The 17,913-nt window shown below is 70.2% G+C and carries 21 protein-coding genes; 8 read left to right on the top strand and 13 right to left on the bottom strand.

Features of this window, described 5'->3' with window-relative positions:
* Positions 1-2 precede the first annotated feature (2 nt).
* The gene (locus DT073_RS03570) at positions 3-272 is read right to left on the bottom strand and encodes a DUF7218 family protein (RefSeq protein WP_124292145.1); all 270 of its coding nucleotides are present in this window, start codon (positions 270-272) and stop codon (positions 3-5) included.
* Positions 273-513: 241 nt separating this feature from the next.
* On the opposite strand from DT073_RS03570, the gene DT073_RS15800 reads away from it, so the two are divergent.
* Positions 514-678, top strand: a complete 165-nt coding sequence (locus DT073_RS15800; RefSeq protein WP_164478137.1) for a hypothetical protein — start codon at positions 514-516, stop codon at positions 676-678.
* A gap of 100 nt (positions 679-778) precedes the next feature.
* Here the strand turns inward: DT073_RS15800 and DT073_RS03565 are convergent, their stop codons facing one another.
* Positions 779-1,537 (bottom strand): MerR family transcriptional regulator, encoded by a 759-nt coding sequence (locus DT073_RS03565; protein ID WP_124292144.1) that lies wholly within the window; start codon positions 1,535-1,537, stop codon positions 779-781.
* Between the two features lie 159 nt (positions 1,538-1,696).
* On the opposite strand from DT073_RS03565, the gene DT073_RS03560 reads away from it, so the two are divergent.
* Together DT073_RS03560 and DT073_RS03555 are read left to right on the top strand one after the other, a co-directional pair.
* Positions 1,697-2,593: a DUF4097 family beta strand repeat-containing protein gene (locus tag DT073_RS03560; RefSeq protein WP_124292143.1), complete on the top strand. Its 897-nt coding sequence runs from the start codon at positions 1,697-1,699 to the stop codon at positions 2,591-2,593.
* Complete coding sequence (locus DT073_RS03555; protein ID WP_124292142.1) at positions 2,590-3,201, top strand: PadR family transcriptional regulator; 612 nt, start codon at positions 2,590-2,592, stop codon at positions 3,199-3,201. Before DT073_RS03560 ends, DT073_RS03555 begins: the two co-directional genes overlap by 4 nt.
* 12 nt (positions 3,202-3,213) lie before the next feature.
* On the opposite strand, the gene DT073_RS03550 is transcribed toward DT073_RS03555, so the two are convergent.
* The gene (locus DT073_RS03550) at positions 3,214-3,747 is read right to left on the bottom strand and encodes a universal stress protein (protein WP_124292141.1); all 534 of its coding nucleotides are present in this window, start codon (positions 3,745-3,747) and stop codon (positions 3,214-3,216) included.
* Between the two features lie 162 nt (positions 3,748-3,909).
* Between DT073_RS03550 and DT073_RS03545 the strand changes: the two genes are divergently transcribed.
* Positions 3,910-4,077, top strand: a complete 168-nt coding sequence (locus DT073_RS03545) for a DUF3073 family protein (RefSeq protein WP_124292140.1) — start codon at positions 3,910-3,912, stop codon at positions 4,075-4,077.
* A 57-nt stretch (positions 4,078-4,134) separates the two neighbouring features.
* Here DT073_RS03545 and DT073_RS03540 read toward each other — a convergent pair whose 3' ends face one another.
* The 3 genes from DT073_RS03540 to purM all read right to left on the bottom strand — a co-directional run bounded on the left by DT073_RS03540 (position 4,135) and on the right by purM (position 7,222).
* A complete protein-coding gene (locus DT073_RS03540) occupies positions 4,135-4,524 on the bottom strand; it encodes a TIGR02611 family protein (protein WP_240638717.1) in 390 nt (129 codons plus the stop codon).
* Between the two features lie 79 nt (positions 4,525-4,603).
* Entirely contained in the window at positions 4,604-6,064 is a 1,461-nt protein-coding gene (purF, locus tag DT073_RS03535; RefSeq protein ID WP_124292139.1) for an amidophosphoribosyltransferase, read from the bottom strand.
* Positions 6,065-6,070: 6 nt separating this feature from the next.
* The gene (gene purM / locus DT073_RS03530; RefSeq protein ID WP_240638716.1) at positions 6,071-7,222 is read right to left on the bottom strand and encodes a phosphoribosylformylglycinamidine cyclo-ligase; all 1,152 of its coding nucleotides are present in this window, start codon (positions 7,220-7,222) and stop codon (positions 6,071-6,073) included.
* A gap of 46 nt (positions 7,223-7,268) precedes the next feature.
* On the opposite strand from purM, the gene DT073_RS03525 reads away from it, so the two are divergent.
* Positions 7,269-7,874, top strand: coding sequence for a zinc-binding alcohol dehydrogenase (locus DT073_RS03525; RefSeq protein WP_124292138.1), 606 nt, complete (start codon positions 7,269-7,271; stop codon positions 7,872-7,874).
* 3 nt (positions 7,875-7,877) lie between these two features.
* On the opposite strand, the gene DT073_RS03520 is transcribed toward DT073_RS03525, so the two are convergent.
* From DT073_RS03520 to DT073_RS03510, 3 genes are all read right to left on the bottom strand, one after another.
* Positions 7,878-8,222 (bottom strand): potassium transporter Trk, encoded by a 345-nt coding sequence (locus DT073_RS03520; protein ID WP_124292137.1) that lies wholly within the window; start codon positions 8,220-8,222, stop codon positions 7,878-7,880.
* A gap of 73 nt (positions 8,223-8,295) precedes the next feature.
* Positions 8,296-8,727 carry a hypothetical protein gene (locus DT073_RS03515; protein ID WP_124292136.1) on the bottom strand — a complete coding sequence of 144 codons (432 nt, stop codon included), beginning with the start codon at positions 8,725-8,727 and terminating at the stop codon, positions 8,296-8,298.
* A 55-nt stretch (positions 8,728-8,782) separates the two neighbouring features.
* Complete coding sequence (locus tag DT073_RS03510; protein ID WP_124292135.1) at positions 8,783-9,136, bottom strand: sterol carrier family protein; 354 nt, start codon at positions 9,134-9,136, stop codon at positions 8,783-8,785.
* A gap of 72 nt (positions 9,137-9,208) precedes the next feature.
* Between DT073_RS03510 and purD the strand changes: the two genes are divergently transcribed.
* Entirely contained in the window at positions 9,209-10,471 is a 1,263-nt protein-coding gene (purD, locus tag DT073_RS03505) for a phosphoribosylamine--glycine ligase (protein ID WP_124292134.1), read from the top strand.
* Between the two features lie 139 nt (positions 10,472-10,610).
* A complete protein-coding gene (locus DT073_RS03500) occupies positions 10,611-11,471 on the top strand; it encodes a phosphoribosylaminoimidazolesuccinocarboxamide synthase (RefSeq protein ID WP_240638715.1) in 861 nt (286 codons plus the stop codon).
* A gap of 21 nt (positions 11,472-11,492) precedes the next feature.
* On the opposite strand, the gene DT073_RS03495 is transcribed toward DT073_RS03500, so the two are convergent.
* Together DT073_RS03495 and DT073_RS03490 are read right to left on the bottom strand one after the other, a co-directional pair.
* The gene (locus DT073_RS03495; RefSeq protein ID WP_124292132.1) at positions 11,493-13,070 is read right to left on the bottom strand and encodes a hypothetical protein; all 1,578 of its coding nucleotides are present in this window, start codon (positions 13,068-13,070) and stop codon (positions 11,493-11,495) included.
* Positions 13,052-13,795 (bottom strand): ABC transporter ATP-binding protein, encoded by a 744-nt coding sequence (locus DT073_RS03490; RefSeq protein WP_124294327.1) that lies wholly within the window; start codon positions 13,793-13,795, stop codon positions 13,052-13,054. The genes DT073_RS03495 and DT073_RS03490 overlap by 19 nt, the downstream gene beginning before the upstream one ends.
* 175 nt (positions 13,796-13,970) lie before the next feature.
* Here DT073_RS03490 and DT073_RS03485 point away from each other — a divergent pair, with 175 nt between their 5' ends.
* Entirely contained in the window at positions 13,971-15,296 is a 1,326-nt protein-coding gene (locus DT073_RS03485) for a uracil-xanthine permease family protein (RefSeq protein WP_124292131.1), read from the top strand.
* 40 nt (positions 15,297-15,336) lie between these two features.
* On the opposite strand, the gene DT073_RS03480 is transcribed toward DT073_RS03485, so the two are convergent.
* Together DT073_RS03480 and DT073_RS03475 are read right to left on the bottom strand one after the other, a co-directional pair.
* On the bottom strand, positions 15,337-16,350 hold the full coding sequence (locus DT073_RS03480; protein ID WP_124292130.1) for a LacI family DNA-binding transcriptional regulator: 1,014 nt from the start codon (positions 16,348-16,350) through the stop codon (positions 15,337-15,339).
* A gap of 62 nt (positions 16,351-16,412) precedes the next feature.
* Positions 16,413-17,912, bottom strand: a complete 1,500-nt coding sequence (locus tag DT073_RS03475; RefSeq protein WP_124292129.1) for a GH1 family beta-glucosidase — start codon at positions 17,910-17,912, stop codon at positions 16,413-16,415.
* Position 17,913 lies beyond the last annotated feature (1 nt).

Raw genomic sequence — 17,913 nt, 5'->3', positions numbered from 1 at the left:
GCTCAATGATCGCGGAGCATCGAGATGAGCTCCGCCTTCTTCTTGTTCGAGTATCCCGACAGCCCGAGCTCCTTCGCACGATCGCGGAGCTCGGCGACCGTCCAGTCTTCGTAGTTGCCGGACTCACCGCCGCGGCGGCCGACGGTCTTGCGGCCGTCGCGGGCGGCGGCGTTGGAGATGCGTGCGGCCTTCTCCTTCGACGCACCGTCCTTGCGGAGCTCTTCGTAGAGCTCGGGGTCCTTCAGGCTCGACGAGCCTCGTCCCTGGGGCATGATGCCTCCTTCCGCGCGGTCGGCACAGCGACCACACCGCCGACGTTAGGGCGATGGCTGCACCTGCACAGCGGCTTGACAACCTCACACCCCGAGGAATAGCGGCACTCTGCGGCTACACCGCACGAGGGGCGACGTCAACCCCCTGCTGACGGAGGCCGGGGGATGCGAACCTGTGAAAGTGCCGAGTGGCACGCGGCGCACCCGACACTGGTCGCCGAATACGGACAAGGAGAGCCCCATGAACCTCGCCCTGATCATCATCATCGTGGTTGCGATCGTGCTTGCCATTGTCGGCGGCCTGAACTCCGCCCTGCAGTGGCTGCTGTGGGTGGCGCTCATCGTCGGCGTCATCGCCCTGATCGCCTTCCTGTTCCGCGTCATCACCGGCAGCCGCCGGACCTGACGTCCCGCACCCGCGCGCGACGGACAGAGCGCGGGAACGACGAAAAGGATGCCGCAGGCCTCGAGCCTGCGGCATCCTTCTCTTTTCCGTTCGGGTGCACTCATCGCGGGGCGTCCACGTGGTGCAGCAGCGCAGTGCGCACGAATTGCGCGCCTGCCGTCCCGCCGTAGTTCGCCGCGAAGCGCGGGTCGTCGACGTACATGTCGGCCGGGCCCCGCACGTACTGCGCGAGCTCGCTGGCGGACCCTTGGCCGGGGGTCCCCGGCACGCTGCGCAACCACGCGACGTGGCGGGCGGCGAGCGCCTGCGCCTCGTCGCCCTCCGGGTCGATGCCGCCCTCGGCGGCGGCGATCCAGTCGCGGCCGAGGTCGGCGGCAAGGGTCTTCCAATCGGCGCGCTCAGCGTCGCTCATCCCACGCCACCAGCGGTCGCTCTGCGTGTAGGCGTCGGCGCCCCAGCGCTGTTCGACCTCCTCCCGGTACCGGGTGTGGTCGAACCCGTCGAACATGTTCTCTGCCATCAGTTCTTCACCTCCTCTCAATGCGTGGATGGTCGCCTTCACTGACGCGATCTGACGCGCCAGACGGCTCTGCTCATCGCGGAGCCAGGCCAGATGCTTCTCGAGGGCGTCCACCTCGGTCGTGTCTCGATCGAGCAGATCGCGGATCTGCTCGAGCCCGAGCCCGAGTTCTCGGAGCAGAAGGATCCGCTGGAGACGAACCAGCGCCGAGCTGTCGTAGTACCGATAGCCGTTGCTCCCGATGCGCGTCGGGGCGAGCAATCCGATGTCGTCGTAGTGCCGCAGCGTTCGGCTCGTCGTCCCCGCGGCTCGCGAGATCTGCTGAATCGACCACTCCATGGCTTGTTCCTTCCTTCGAAAACGACCGTAGAGGTTGACGTTGCGTCAAGGTCAAGCCGGGATATCTCCCATCGTGGACATTGGTCCTAGCCGAACGCGATATATCGTGTTACCGTCGTCGTCAACGAGATATATCGCGTCTCGCAGTTTGGAGGAGTCATGAGTCTGGAGAAGTGGATCATCCACCCGGGCGAAACCCGCGTCATCGACCTCGAGCACGTCGCCGCGCTCAAAGTCGGGCTCGTCGGCGGCCAGATCGACGTCGTCGCCCACGACGAGCCCGGCGCCCGCATCGAGGTGCACTCGGTCACGGTCAAAGACCTCCGCATCGAGGTCACCGGCGACGGCGCGGAGGGAAGCACCGTCGAGATCGACCACCCGCAGCTGCGGTGGGACAACTTCCTCGAGGTGTTCCGCAACTTCGGCGCCGGCGGTCCGCGCGCTGAGATCAGCGTCGCCGTCCCGCGCTCGGTCGCGCTCAACCTCGGCGTCGTCAGCGCGAGCGCACTGGTCACAGGCCTTCGCACCGATGCTCGGCTGAACACCGTGTCCGGCGACATCATCGTCGACGGCCACGCCGGAGACCTCACCGCGAACGCCGTTTCGGGCGACGTGCAGGTACGCGAACTCGTCGGCGGCCTCACAGCCAACAGCGTCTCGGGCGATGTCACCGCGACCGGCGAGCTGCGCAAGGCCACGATCGACACCGTGTCAGGAGCGATGCTGGTCGACTCGTCGGGCGACATCCAGAGCGTCAACCTGAACACGGTCAGCGGCGACGCCACGATCCGGATCGACGACACGCTTCCCGCCAACTACGTCGTGCGCAGCGTCAGCGGTCGCATCCAGATCGACGGCGTGGTCCGCTCCGGTCGCGGGCCCACCAACTACAGCGGATCTTCCGGAGAGCTCAGCGGACGATTCGTCGATGTCCGCGCCAACTCCGTCTCCGGCGACCTGACGGTGCTGCGCCGCGCACCGCGCGTCACCCCCGCCGAGGCTCCCACCGCTCAGGTGGAGAGCGCCGACGATCACCGCACGGAGGACTGGTCATGACGCCGGTGTTCTCGCACGGCGACCTGCGCCTGTACCTGCTGAACCTTCTCGACGAAGGGCCCCGCCACGGCTACGACGTGATGCAGGCCCTTGCCGATCGCACGGGCGGCACCTATACGCCGAGTGCGGGGACCATCTATCCGCGATTGGCCAAGCTCGAGGAGGAGGGGCTCGTGACCAAGACCGTCGACGGTCGCAAGACCGTGTACGAGATCACCGACGCCGGACGCGCCGAAGTGGGCGCCCGGGCGAGCGACCTCGAAGGGATCGAGGCGGGCCTCAGCGACTCGGTCCGCCTGATCGCCGAGGGTGTGCGCGGGAGCGTCCGCGAGGCGATGAAGAGCCTTCGGGCCGATCTCGCCGCCGCCCGCGTCGACGAACGCTCCGGCAGCGAGCAGGCGCGGACGATGGCGGATGACGCGCGCGGGCGCAATCGCGAACAGCTTCACCGCGCCGATGCGGCGCTCACCGAGTTCCGCGCGCGTGTTCGGGGTGACCTGAGGACGCACGTCGCCCGGGGCGGCGAGCTCCCGACATCCGTCGTCGATCAGCTCAGCGACGACCTCGATCGCATCTCCCGCGAGGTCACCCGCGCCCTGCGCGGCTGACCCGCCCGGCCGTCACGCCGGCCAGATCTCCTCGTCCTCGGGCACCGGCTCACCCAGAGGCACGACGAGGATCGGCCGGCGCTGACGGTGGGCCAGGCGCGCGGCGACCGATCCCGTGAAGAACTCGCGGATCGACTCGCCGATCCCGCGCTTGCGGGTGCCGACGACGAGGAGCTTGGCGTCGACCTTGTCGGCGAAGTGCTTCATCGCCAGCGCCGGATCGCCGACCAGCTGGTGCACGCGCCAGTCGACACCGTGCCCGTCGAGGGCCGCCGCGGCCGCCTGCTCGATGAGCTTCAGGTCTGCCTCGCCGGAGGCGATGTTGATGTCGATCGGCGCCGAGTGGACGTAGCCGTCGGGATCTTCATAGGTGACGAAGCGGGTGACGTCGACGTGGACCACGACGAGAGGCACGCCGAGGAGCTGCGCGTAACGGCCGGCCTCGTTGAGGACGCGGGGCGACTGGCCCGGGATGACCCCGGCGATGACCGCACCACGCAGGGCCTCGATATCGATTCCCGCGGTCTGAGATTCCGCCTCGCTCATATATCCTCGTTTCACCAGTCGTGGGGCCGCCGGTCGGGCGGGGCGCCGTGATATTCTGAATGCTACTCTTGCCGGTTCGTTGCCGGATTCGTGATTGCCCGGGTAACCGTCGCGGACAGCCCGCGCACAACAGCCCGCGGCTCAGACATGAGGGGGTCTCGCATGGGGCGTGGCCGACAGAAGGCGAAGAACACCAAGATCGCCCGTGAGCTCAAGTACGACATGCAGAGCATCAACTACTCTGCACTCGAACGTGAGCTCGGCTCCCCGACTCGTGAAGACGAGTACGTCGACAAGTGGGCAGGCGAGTACGAGGACGAGAAGGCCTGACAGCCTCATCGCTCTCTGATCGCTGCGTCTTGCCGCGCCCGGAGGGCGGGCGGAACGCTATGCCCGCCGGGCGGCTCGCTGTGCGCGATACTGACGCCACCAGGCCCAGAAGCGGTCGAGTTGGCGCTTGAGCCACGCGGCGATGCGTCGCGCCCAGTGGAACTCGGTGCCGAGCACGGCGAGTCCGAGGAACACGACCAGCCAGCCGGGCCCGGGGAGCGGGACGAGGATCAGTCCCCCCAGCGCCAGGACTCCCCCGAAGATCGCCACCCCGACACGGTAGAACCGCTCGAGAAGCGGATGACCCGCCACCCACGCCCGCGTGCGGCGGAGCGCCTCGCGGATCGGGCGATCCGGCCGTTCGGCCTCGGCGATCTCGCTGCGGATCTCGCGTTCGAGCCCCTCGGGCTCATCCGGGTGCGGGTCTGGGTTCGCGGGTGCGGACACCCTTCGACGGTAGCAACGCCGCTCGCGAAAGGGCTGGGAGGCGGGTGGGCAGATGCCCCACGCGGCGGGCGGCGCCCGTTCAGCTCTCCTGCGAGCCCTCGACCCAGGCGAGGTACTCCTCGGTCACCGTTCCGGTGACGTACCGACCGTCGAAGCAGCTCATGTCGAGGTCGTCGACGTCCGAGCCCTCGAGGATCGCCGCCTTCAGGTCGTCGACCTCCTGGTAGACCATGTAGTCGGCGCCGAGTTCGGCGGCGATCTCGGGAATCGTCCGCCCGTGGGCGACGAGCTCGAGACGCGAGGGCATGTTGATGCCGTAGACGTGGGGGTACCGCACCGGCGGCGCGGCCGAGGCGAAGGTGACACTCTTCGCCCCGGCGTCGCGGGCCATCTGGATGATCTCCTTCGACGTCGTCCCCCGCACGATCGAATCGTCGATGAGGAGGACGTTCTTGCCCTTGAACTCGCTCGACATCGCGTTGAGCTTCTGGCGCACGCTCTTCCTGCGCACCGCCTGCCCGGGCATGATGAACGTCCGGCCGATGTAGCGATTCTTGTAGAAGCCCTCGCGGTACTCGATGCCGAGCTTGCGGGCGACCTGCATCGCCGCCGGTCGCGATGAGTCGGGGATCGGCATGACCACGTCGATCGCGCCCGGCGGGGTGTACTTCGCGATCGTGTCGGCCAGGCGCTCGCCCATGCGCAGCCGCGCCTCGTACACCGAGATGCCGTTCATGATCGAGTCGGGGCGCGCGAGGTAGACGTACTCGAACGAGCACGGCACGAGCTTCGGATCCGCCGCGCACTGGCGGGTGTGCAGCTGCCCCTCGAGGTCGATGAACACCGCCTCGCCGGGATCGACGTCGCGCACCACTTCGAACTCGCCGTTCTCGAGCACGAGGCTCTCGCTGGTGACGACCCACTCGTAGTGGCCGTCGTCGTGGCGGCGGGTGCCGAGGATGAGCGGCCGGATGCCGAACGGGTCGCGGAACGCGAGCAGACCGTGCCCGGCGATGAGGGCGATCGCCGCGTACGAGCCCTCCACGCGCTCGTGCACGCGGGTGACCGCGTCGAAGACCTGGTCGGGGTCGAGTTCGGGGCCCGAGATCGTGGACTGCAGCTCGCCCCCGAGCACGTTCACCAGAAGCTCGGTGTCGCTGGAGGTGTTCAGGTGCCGACGGTCTTTGTGGAAGAGCTCGTCGGTCAGCTCGCGGGTGTTGGTGAGGTTGCCGTTGTGGATCAGCACGATGCCGTAGGGGGCGTTGACGTAGAACGGCTGCGCCTCCTCCTCGCTCGAGGCCGTGCCCTTGGTGGCGTAGCGGACGTGACCGAGACCGATCGTGCCGAGCAGCGCCCGCATGTCGCGGGTGCGGAAGGCCTCGCGCACCATCCCGCGCGCCTTGTGCATGTGCACCGCGCCACTCGGCTCCGCCGTGGCGATGCCCGTGGAGTCCTGCCCCCGATGCTGGAGGAGAAGGAGCGAGTCGTAGATCTCCTGGTTGACGCTCCCGCGCCCGACCATCCCGACGATTCCGCACATGTGGTGTTACTTCGCTCCGATCCGGGGGATGCCGCCGTAGGCGCCGACCAGACGCACCGCGCCCCCGTCGACCCCCTTCGCGCCCTGTTCGAACTCGCCGTCCGGCAGGGGGCCGTCGCCGATGACGCCGACCTGCCATGTGGCGATGCCCGTGCGCTCGAGCGCCGCCGTCGCGGCATGCGCTGTCTCGGGGGCGATGACGGCGAAGAATCCGATGCCGAGGTTCCACGTGCCCTCGGTCGCGGTGAGCGAGAGGTCGCCGAGGTCGGCGAGCACCTGGAACACCGCGGGGGGCTCCCACGTCGAGCGGTCGACCTCGACCCAGCTGCCGCGGGGCAGTACGCGCGCGAGGTTGGCGGCGATGCCGCCGCCGGTGACGTGGCTGAGCGCGTGCACCCCGTCGCCGACCTCGTCGATGAGGTCGAGCAGCGGACGGGTGTAGAGGCGGGTCGGTTCGAGCAGGGCCTCACCCCAGGTCATCCCGAAATCGGCGGCCCGGTCGCCGTAGCCGATGCCGGCACCGGCGACGATGTGGCGGATGAGGGAGTACCCGTTCGAATGCGGGCCACTGGAGGCGAGGGCGAGGACGACATCGCCCGGGCGCACGCGCTCGGGCCCGAGAACAGCGGATGCCTCGACGACACCGGTCGCGGCACCGGCGACGTCGTAGTCGTTGGGCCCGAGGAGCCCCGGGTGCTCGGCGGTCTCGCCGCCCACGAGCGCCGCACCCGTCTCGCTGCACCCGCGGGCGATGCCCGCGACGATGTCGGCGATGCGGGCCGGGACGACCTTGCCGCAGGCGATGTAGTCGGTCATGAACAGCGGTCGGGCGCCGACCACGGCGATGTCGTCGATGACCATGCCCACGAGGTCGAGACCGATGGTGTCGTGCTTGTCGATCGCCTGCGCGATCGCGACCTTCGTCCCCACGCCGTCGGTGCTCGTCGCGAGGAGCGGCCGCTCGTATCCGCGCAGCGCCGAAGCGTCGAAGAGACCGGCGAAGCCGCCGACCCCGCCCAGCACCTCGGGACCGTGGGTGCGCGCGACGGCACCCTTCATCAGCTCCACGGCCAGGTCGCCCGCCGCGGTGTCGACGCCCGCAGCCGCGTAGGGATTCTCGGGAGAGGAGGGGGAAGTGTCGCCAGAGATGCGGTCCACCCGCTCAGCCTACCCGCGCCCAAACAGCGGCCTTTACACTGGCGGCATGGGCGGTGCCGGCGGTCCGGAGTGGCTGATCCGCGAGGACGCGGGTCGGCCGGTGCTGATCGCCCTCTACCTTCGACAGGCCCTCGGGATCCGGTCGCCCGACGAGCTGCCGCCGCTTCGTCGCATCCCTCCCCGCGTCAATGATCGGAACGAGAAGGCGCAGGCGCTTCTGGAGCGGCAGTGGCGGGAGTTCTGGGCGCTGACCGTCGAGCCGCAGGCGCACCCGTCGCCCGTGCCGCTCGACCTCGTCGACGGGTTCGGCGTCTACGTCGCCCTGCCCACCGAGGGGATGGACGAGCTGCGCGACGCGATCCTGCCGCACGCGGCGGATGCCGTCGCCTTCGCTGAGGACGTGCACGCGCGATACAGCCGCGAGGCCGGGTCGCACAGCGCGTATCGCGCGTACGCCAGCGCGATCGCCGAGCACGAGCGGCAGGTGGGTCGACGCGCGCACTCGTTCGAACTGAACGTGCAGGTGCTTCCGCTCGCCCAGCGGGGGGTGTGGTGGATCGGTTCGCTGACGATCGCCGTCACCGACGGGCTGCGCGGTGACATCGCGGCGTTCGACACCGCGATCCACCCGATCATCGCCGAGCTGGCGTGAGGCTCAGTCCTCGCGGGTGAGGGTGTGGTCCACGCGCACCTGACGCGTGCGGCGCGCCGAGGTGCGGTCGAGGATGAGCGCGACGGCGCCCATCACCGCCAGCCCGACGGGGATGAAGATGAGCAGCAGGAACCCGAACACCTGGCCGCTGGAGTACTCCAGCCCGGTGTTGTCGCTCACCTGGGCGGAGCCGTTGAATCCGAAGGTGAGGATGAGGGCGGTGAGGATGCCGAGTGCGGCGCCGACCAGCAGGAAGGCGGAGTACTTCGGCGATCGGCGCACCGACACGGTCTCGACCTCATCCCGGGCGGGGGGACGGAGGTCGGGACGACGCGGCTGATCTGCCATGTCCCCATTCTCCCACCCCGAGGTTCGGGCGGCGTCGCGTCGTGCGGGCGCCGTCGGCGTGGGCGGCGCGTCGTCAGCGGGGTCGCTTCTTCGGGTCGGGATCGGCAGGCCGCCACGGGGGCGGATCGTCGGAGACCGGGCGGCGGAGGTCGTCGACGAGTGTCGTGTCGCGCTGCGCCTGCAGCATCCGTCTCCGCCTGCTGATGACGGCGTCGACGACGAGCACCACGAGTGCGGAGACGAGCAGGCCGAGCCCGGCGAAGACGACGCTCAGCACGCCGGCGACGCGGAATGCGCCCCCGAGGCTGTCGGAGGCGGGGCCGCCGGGGTTGCCGACGAAGACGTAGAGGAGGGCCAGCGCGACACCCGACAGCACGCCGATGACGAGGAATCGGCCGTAGCGCGGGGAGCGATGGACGACGGCGGGGATGCGCTCCTCATCGACGACGTGTTCGTCGTCGGGGTTTCCCTGCCAGCCGTCACGGCCGGCGCGGCCGCGCGCCATGCCCTCATTGTGGCACCGGCGCGGGGGTGGCGGGGCCGCCGGTGCGAGGGCGGGGTCAGGGCCGCAGCGGCAGGAGCGCGCTGATGTCGGCGCGGACCCCGGATGCCTGGATGCGGCCGGCCGCGGCGGCATCGGCCCACTGCTCGGCGCCGGTGGCGAGGGCGAGCCAGGTCGCGGCATCCATCTCCACCACGTTGGGCGGGGTTCCGCGGGTGTGCCGTGGGCCCTCGATGACCTGCACCGCCCCGAAGGGCGGCACCCGCACCTCGACCGAATGGCCCGGCGCCTTCTCGGCGAGCAGCTGCAGGAGGTAGCGCACCGCCGTGGCCTGGGCAGGGCGCGGCGCCCCCGGCCGCCGTGCGGCATCGAGCGCGGCGCGCCCGTCGTCGGTGGTGATCTTCCGCGGCATTCTCTCACCGTACGCCGGGCGCCCGTGTTCGAGCGCCCGTGGCGTCTCGGCACGCATCGATAGGCTGGCCGGGTGAGAATCCTGGTCCTCGGCGCGGGAGCCCGCGAGCACGCCATCGTCCTTGCCCTCCGCAGCGAGGAGGCGCAGCACGAGATCTTCGCCGCCCCGGGCAACGCCGGCATCTCCCGCGATGCGACGATCGTCGACCTCGATCCCGACAGCCCCACGGCGGTGACGTCGTTCGCGCTGGCGGAGGACATCGATCTCGTCGTGATCGGCCCCGAAGCACCCCTGGTCGCGGGTGTGGCCGACGCGGTGCGCGAGCGGGGGATCCCCGCCTTCGGTCCGAGTCGCGCCGCCGCGCGGCTCGAGGGGTCGAAGGCGTTCGCCAAGCGCATCATGGAGGCCGCCGGCGTGCCGACCGGTCGCGCCCTGCGGGCCCGCACCCTCGACGAGGTGGCCGCCGCGCTCGACGACATCGGCGCACCGCACGTGGTCAAAGCCGACGGCCTCGCCGCCGGGAAGGGCGTCATCGTCACCGACGACCGCGCCGCCGCCCTCGCCCATGCCGAGACGTATCTGCCGACCGGTCCGGTGCTGATCGAGGAGTTCCTCGCCGGCCCCGAGGTGTCGCTGTTCTTCCTCAGCGACGGCGACCGGGTGCTGCCCCTCAGCCCCGCCCAGGACTTCAAGCGCCTCGCCGACGGCGACGCCGGCCCCAACACCGGCGGCATGGGAGCGTATTCGCCCCTGCCGTGGCTGGCCGAGCGTTTCGGCAGCGAGGAGGCCTTCGTCGACCTCGTCACGGCGGAGGTCGCCGCACCCGTCATCGGTCAGCTGGACGCCGAGGGAACCCCGTTCATCGGCCTGCTCTACGCCGGCCTCATCGTCACCGACGACGGGGTGAAGGTCATCGAGTTCAACGCGCGCTTCGGCGACCCCGAGACGCAGGTCGTGCTCCCCCGCCTCGCCGAGCCGCTGTCGGAACTGCTGCTGGCCGCCGCGTCGGGCCGGCTCGAAGGCCTCGCGCGCCCGCGATTCCGCGATGCCAAGGCCGTGACCGTGGTGCTCGCGAGCGAGGGATATCCCGCGAGTCCGGTCACCGGCCGGGTCATCGAGGGGACGGATGCCGCGGCGAGCGTCGCGGGGGTGCACCTCGCCCACGCCGCGACCCGGGTCGAGGGTGACGGCCTCGTCGCCACGGGCGGCCGAGTGCTCAATGTGGTCGCCGTCGCACCGACCTTCGCCGAGGCGCGCGACCGCGCCTACGACGCGATGGGCCGCATCACCCTCGAGGGCGGGCAGTTCCGCACCGACATCGCCGCACAGGCCTGACCCGCGGCGGTCGTCGAGCGAGCGTCACCCCGGTCGCCGGGGGGGCCGCAACGGCCGTGGAGCACGCGAAGCGAGTCGAAACGCTCCTCGCTCAACGACCAGGACAGGCGCCCGAGGCGAACGTCGCGATAATGGGCGGGTGACCCTCCCCTCTGCGCTTCCCGGCTGGCGGCACGTCTACTCGGGCAAGGTGCGTGACCTGTACCTCCCGACCGACGGACCGGAAGACCGGATGCTGGTGGTCGCAAGCGACCGGGTGAGTGCGTTCGACCACGTGCTCTCCCCCGGCATCCCCGGCAAGGGCGAGCTGCTCACGCAGCTGAGCCTGTGGTGGTTCGAGCGCCTCGGGGTACGAAACCACCTCCTCGAGGGAGAGATCCCCGCGGATGTGCGCGGGCGGACCATGCTCACCCGGCGCCTGGAGATGCTGCCGGTGGAGTGCGTCGTCCGCGGCTACCTCACGGGGTCGGGCTGGGCCGAGTATCAGCAGCACGGCACGGTCTGCGACATCCCTCTTCCCCCGGGCCTCGGAAACGGCGACCGCCTGCCCGAGCCCCTCTTCACCCCCGCGTACAAGGCGCCGCTCGGCGAGCACGACGAGAACATCTCGTTCGACCGCACCGTCGACCTCGTCGGCCGTGACCGCGCCGTAGAGCTGCGCGACGCCTCGCTGGACATCTACCGCCGCGCTGCGGGTATCGCCGAAGAGCGGGGCCTCATCCTCGCCGACACCAAGTTCGAGTTCGGCGTCGACGACGACGGCGTGCTGCGTCTGGCCGACGAGGTGCTGACGAGCGACTCGTCTCGGTACTGGGACGGCGACGCCTGGGCGAGCGGCACCACGCCCGAGGAGCGGATGGCGAGCTTCGACAAGCAGATCGTGCGCGACTGGCTCGCTACGCACTGGGACCGCACCGGTGCCCCGCCCGAGCTCCCCACCGAGATCGTCGAACGCACTGCCGCGCGCTACCGTGAGCTGATCGACCGCCTCACCGCCTGAGCCCGCCGCGGCTCGAACGCATCAGGCGTTGCGCATCGCCTTCAGCCGCGACAGCAGCGCCGGGCCGGTGCGGTCGAGGGTCCGGCCGCCGACGACCATCCCCACCGCGAAGACGACGCCGCCCATCACGAGCCCGACGAGCCCCGCGATGAGGCCCAGCGCCGTGTTTCCCGTGAAGAAGGCGATGAGCGCCATCACCACCGACGGCGCCGACAGCACGATCGCGATCAGCCAGATGCCCAGGAAGATGAGTCCCTGCACGAAGGTCACCCCCGGTACCCGTTTGAACGGGTTGTCTCCGGGTGCGGCGACGGGCACCACGAACTGCGCCGAGGTCACCGCGCACACACCGTAGGAGATGCCGAGGACCCCGAGGCTCGCGCCCAGCACGGCGGGCGCCTGCGACCAGTCGCCCGAGACGGCGAAGGGCAGCACGGCCCCTGCCACCGTGAGCGGCAGCGCGAGCGTCGCCGCGGCGAGGGTGCGGCCGAACCGATCGGCACGCCCCGAGACGCCGGTCGCCAGCTGGGTGCCGAAGGCGGTGCCGTCGTAGGAGATGTCGGCGTAGATGACGATGCCGATCACCAGTGCGATGAGGAGTCCGCTCCAGCTCACGGCGCCCAGCGCATCGCCGCCGCGGGCGTAGAACCACAGGATGATCGGCACGAGCGGCACGACGATGAGCTGACGCAGGTAGCGGGGGTCGCGCAGCCAGTAGGTGAGCGACCGTGCGTAGATCGCCCCGAACCCTCCCGTCGGCACACGCCCGAACCACCCGAGCGCGCCGGGCTTCGCGGCCGCTCCGCCGGCGTTCCGCGGCCGCACCAGGGCGTCGCCGAGCGCCCGGCGCCACAGCACCCACAGGAGCACCAGGGTGCCCGTCGCGATGAGGGACTTCACGAAGGCCGGCAGATACTCCCCGGCTGCAGCCGCGGCCGGAATCGCCCACGCGGCGCCGAGCGGGGTCCACGCGACGACCTCGACCGCGATCGCCACCGTGTCGATGTTGAGGGCGAACCCGGTGGTGACCGCGATGATGATCGGGCCCGCGAGCACGAGGGGAATGAAGATCAGCACTCCCGCGATCTCACGGAAGCGGCGGCCTCCGCTCAGCCCGACGGCGAGCGACGCCATGGTGCGCGACGCGATGACCGCGGTGAGGATCGCCAGCGGAGTGGCGACGACCCAGGCGACGAGCGAGGCCGGGGTCCGCACCCAGGTGGCGACGGTGGCGAGGGCAGCCACGGAGGTGACGATGCCCGGGATGCCGCAGACCCCCGCGAGGGTCAGCGCGACCATCATCCGGTCCACCGTCATGGGGAAGGTGACCAGCCGGTCGGGCTCGAGGGTCGTATCGACCCCGGCGACGAGGAGGGGGCCGAGCACCCACCCGAGGGTGACAAGGGAGCCCACCCCGACGACGATCGCCGATGCCAGATCCAGCGGTGCCGAGCCGAGCAGCACCAGGCCGATGACGACACCCCCCAGCATCCCCAGCCCGTAGACGCAGCCGAAGAGGAAGCCGACGAGCTGCCAGGGGCTCCGCGCCAGCTGGTTGCCCAGCACGCGGAACCGCAGCCTCAGGAGTGTCGCAACCATTCCGGCCCCTCCCCGTGGCGGCGACCGCCGACCAGTTCGACGAAGCGGTCCTGCAGCGACTGGCCTGCGCGCACATCGTCGACCGTCCCCGCGACGAGCAGGCGGCCGCCCGCGACGACGGCGACGTGATCGCACATGCGCTGGACGAGGTCCATCGAGTGGCTCGAGACGATGACGGTGCCGCCGGTGGCGACGTAGCCGGTGAGGATGTCCTGGATGTTCGCCGCCGACACCGGGTCGACCGACTCGAACGGCTCGTCGAGGACGAGGACGCGCGGGGCGTGCACGAGCGCACAGGCCAGCGCGATCTTCTTCGTCATGCCCGCGGAGTAGTCCACGACGAGCACGCCGCCGGCCTCGGTCATGTCCAGGAGCGACAGCAGGTCAGCCGTGCGACGCGCGATCTCGTCGTGCGGCAGACCGAAGAGCATGCCGGTGTAGGTCACCAGCTGCTCTCCGGTGAGGCGGTCGAAGAGCTTGACCCCGTCTGCGAGATTTCCGAGCATGCGCTTGGCCTCGACCGGATTCCGCCACACGTCGACCCCGTGGATGAAGGCCTGTCCCGCGTCGGGCTGCAGGAGCCCGGTCGCCATGGAGAGCGTGGTCGTCTTGCCGGCACCGTTGGGTCCGACCAAGCCGTAGAACGACCCGGTCGGCACGGTGAGGGTGAGTGCCTCGACGGCGACCTTCTCGCCGAAACGCTTGTGCAGACCAGTGAGTTGCATCGCCGCCGAGGGCGGTGCGGTGGTGCGGGAATCGTTCACATCGCTCCGTCCGTCAACGCGCCGGTATATCAGCGCCCGTACAGCATTCCGGAAACCGCTCGCCGCGGCAACTCGAGAGAGGCGCCCCGGCCCCCGATAGGGTGAGTCCCGCCATCCGCGGAAGGAAGACCCACCCATGCCCCTCTGGAAGCTGCACGGAGACGGCCGCACCGTCGCGCCCGGAAGCGTCGTCGGCCCGCAGGAACGCCTCAACTGGGGAGCGACGGTCGCCCTCGGCATCCAGCACGTCATCGCGATGTTCGGTGCGACGTTCCTCGTGCCGGTGCTCACCGGCTTCCCGGTCTCGACCACGCTGCTCTTCTCCGGCGTCGGCACCCTGCTCTTCCTCCTCATCACGCGCAACCGTCTGCCCAGCTACCTGGGATCGTCGTTCGCCTTCATCGCCCCCGTCACCGCCGCCACCGCCTCGCAGGGCATGGGCTCGGCGCTGGCCGGCATCGTGGCCGTCGGAGTGCTGCTCGCCGCGGTCGGCGTCGTGGTGCAGCTCGCCGGTCTCGGATGGATCGAGAAGCTGATGCCGCCGGTCGTGGCCGGAGCCATCGTCGCCCTCATCGGCTTCAACCTCGCCCCGGTGGCGTGGGACAGCTACCAGCAGCAGCCGGTGATCGCGACGGTGACCCTGACCGCCGTCATCCTCTTCAGTGTGCTGTTCCGCGGCTTCCTCGGGCGCATCTCGATCTTCCTCGGCGTCGTCGTGGGGTACGTCGTCGCCCTCCTCGTGGGCGCCGTCGACTTCACCGCCGTCGGTGAGGCCGCATGGGTGGGCCTCCCCGAGTTCCAGATCGCCGACTTCGGCTCCCCCGGCACCTGGAGCGTCATCGCGATGTTCCTGCCCGTCGTGCTGGTGCTCATCGCCGAGAACGTCGGGCACGTCCGCGGCGTGGCGACGATGACGGATGCCTCGGTGAACCGCTCGACCGGGCGCGCCCTCATCGCCGATGGCGCCGCCACCACGCTCGCGGGGTTCTTCGGCGGTTCGGGCACGACGACCTACGGCGAGAACATCGGCGTGATGGCGGCGACGCGGGTGTACTCCACCGCCGCGTACTGGGTGGCCGGAGCCACCGCCATCCTGCTCAGCCTGTCGCCCAAGGTCGGGGCGCTGTTCAACTCGATCCCCGCGGGGGTGCTCGGTGGCGTCACCACCGCCCTGTACGGGCTGATCGGCATCATCGGCATCAAGATCTGGGTCGACAACCGCGTGGACTTCTCCCGGCCCGTCAATCAGTACACCGCGGCCGTCGCCCTGGTCGTCGCCATCGCCGGGTTCACCCTCGAGTGGGGCGATTTCCAGCTCGGGGCGATCGTGCTGGGCACGGCCGCAGCGCTCGTGATCTATCACCTCGGCAACGCCGTCGCCCGGTGGCGGCGGACGGGCGCCGACGACGGCGGCCCGCTTCCGGCGGTGGGACAGCTCGGCGGCGACCCCGTCGAACGCTGAGCCGGGGGGCGCTCAGCTGCGGAGTGGGTCCGCACGGAAGTCAGGTCGAGTCGCGCACCACCAGTTCGGTGCCGAGGATGGTCGCGTGCGGCGGTTGCCGACCGGCCAGAAGGTCGAGGAGCACACCCGCCATCTGCTCGCCCTGCTGCAGCGAGGGCTGACGCATCGTCGTCAACGCCGGCTGCACCGCCACGGCGATGGGCGAGTCGTCGAAGCCGACGACGGCGACGTCGTCGGGAACGCTGCGCCCGGTGCGGCGCAGCACCTCCACGGCGCCCTGCGCCATGAGGTCACTCGCGACGAACAGTCCGTCGAACTCCACGCCGCTGTAGACGATGCGCTCCATCGCGCGCATTCCGCCGTCGGTCGTGAAGTCGCCGTCCTCGACGGCCACCTCCGTGAGCCCCTCGGCCGCCAGTGCCTCGCGGAATCCTGCCAGTCGGTCGATGCCCGCCGCCATCGTCAGCGACCCCGTGATCGTCGCGATGCGACGCCTCCCCTTCGCGATCAGGTGTGCCGCAGCATCCTTCCCGCCCTGCAGGTTGTCGACGTCGACGTAGTAGTCCAGGGGTCCGAGCCGGGGCGGCCGGCCGCCGTACACGACCGGGAGAGCGCTGGCGATCCGGTCGAGGAACGTGTCGCTCGTGTGGTGCGAGACCACGACCGCCCCGTCGACCGAGCCGCTGCGCAGGTAGCTCGTCGTCTTGTCCCCGGGGTCGTCGCTGGCGATGAACAGGTTCAAGACGTAGTCCGAGCGGCTGAGACGACGGTTGATGCCCGACACGATCGCCGCGAAGAACGGGTCGCCGAAGAAGCGGGTGGTGTCCTCGGGCACGATGAGCGCCACCGCGTGGGTCTGACGGCTGGCGAGCGAGCGGGCAGCACGATTGGGCACGTAGTTCAGCTGGGCGATGGCGCGGCGCACCGACTCCAGTGCGGACGGGCTCACGGCCGTCGACCCGTTGACCACGCGCGACACCGTGGAGCGGGAGACACCGGCGGCCGCGGCCACCTCTTCGATGGTCGCGGCAGCCCGCGTGGCGTCAGTACTCATCGCCGGTGTCACTGCTCATGGGATGCCTCCTCGCCCGCGGGGCACCCGCCTCGCGGTCGATGCTACGACGCGACCTCCGGGTGGACGTCGTCGAGCTCTCGTGCTGCGATGATACGGCGGTACTCCCGGCCGGAGTCCTTCACCGTGCGCACCTGGGTGTCGTAGTCGACCCGGACGATGCCGAACCGCTTCTCATATCCCCACGCCCACTCGTAGTTGTCCAGCAACGACCAGTAGAAGTAGCCGCGCACATCGACACCTGCCTCGGCGGCGTCCAGCACCGCACCCAGGTGCGCCCGGAGGAACGCCGTCCGCTCGGCGTCGGGGACCCGCGTCTCGCCGTCGTCGACGATCACCTCGTCGTCGTAGGCCGCGCCGTTCTCGGTGACGTAGAGTGCGACGCCCGCCGGCTCGGCGTACTCGTCCCACGTGCGCTTCAGCAGACGTGTCAGCCCCTCGGGCTGCACCTCCCAGTTCATCGCGGTGCGGGCGAGCTCCCGGTCATGCCAGAAGATCCCGTCGGATGCCGGGAACGGCGACGTCGTCACGCGATCGGTCGGAGCGTCGCCGCGCGGCGGCGCGACGACCGGGGGCGTCCCGCCCACGAGTTCACCGTGGTAGTAGTTCACCCCGAGGGTGTCGAACGGCGTGCCGATCGCGGCGAGGTCTCCGGGCTGCACAGCCTCGGTGAAGACGGCGACGGCCGCGGCATCCTTCTTCTGGAAATCCGCGAGGATGTCGGCCGGATACTCCCCCCGGAAGAGGGGGTCGAGGAACCAGCGGTTGAACTGTCCGTCGATGCGACGTGCCGCGTCGACATCGGCCGGGGCGGTCGGATCAGCGGGATCGGCCACCGTGAGGTTCAGCGTGATGCCGAGGGTCAGCGACGCATCACGCGCGCGGAGCTCGCGCACGGTCTGACCGTGGCCGAGGAGCAGGTGGTGGGAGGCGAGCATGCCCTCGGTCATGCTGAAGTGCCCCGGGGCATGGATCCCCGCCGTATAGCTGAGGAACGACGCGCACCACGGCTCGTTGAGCGTGGTCCAGACGTTGACCCGGTCGCCGAGTGCGTCGTGCATGTCGAGCGCGTACTCGGTGAAGCGGTCGGCGGTGTCGCGGTTCGCCCAGCCACCCCGTTCCTGCAGCGCCTGCGGAAGGTCCCAGTGGTAGAGCGTCAGCCAGGGGAGGATGCCGGCGTCGAGCAGCTCGTCGACGAGGCGGCGGTAGAAGTCGACGCCGGCGGGGTTCACCGCCCCGCCGTCCGGTCGCACGCGCGACCAGGAGGTGGAGAAGCGATAGGTCTGGAGGCCCATCTCCTTCATCAGCGCGACGTCGTCGCGATAGCGGTGGTAGTGGTCGCACGCCACGTCGCCGTTGTCGCCGTTGATGACGGCGCCGGGAACACGGCTGAACGCGTCCCAAATGGAGTCGCGTCGTCCGTCTTCGTGCGCGGCACCCTCGATCTGATACGCCGCGGTGGCGGCGCCGAAGAGGAAACCGGGCGGGAAGGCGCGGGCGCCGGTGACGTCGAGGCGAGGGTCCTCGGTGAGGTCGATGGTCATG

The organism is Microbacterium sp. ABRD28, assembly GCF_003850245.1.
Taxonomy (GTDB): Bacteria; Actinomycetota; Actinomycetes; order Actinomycetales; family Microbacteriaceae; genus Microbacterium.
Note: the sequence above shows the minus strand (reverse complement) of the source record. Positions and strands in the feature narration are given on the sequence as shown.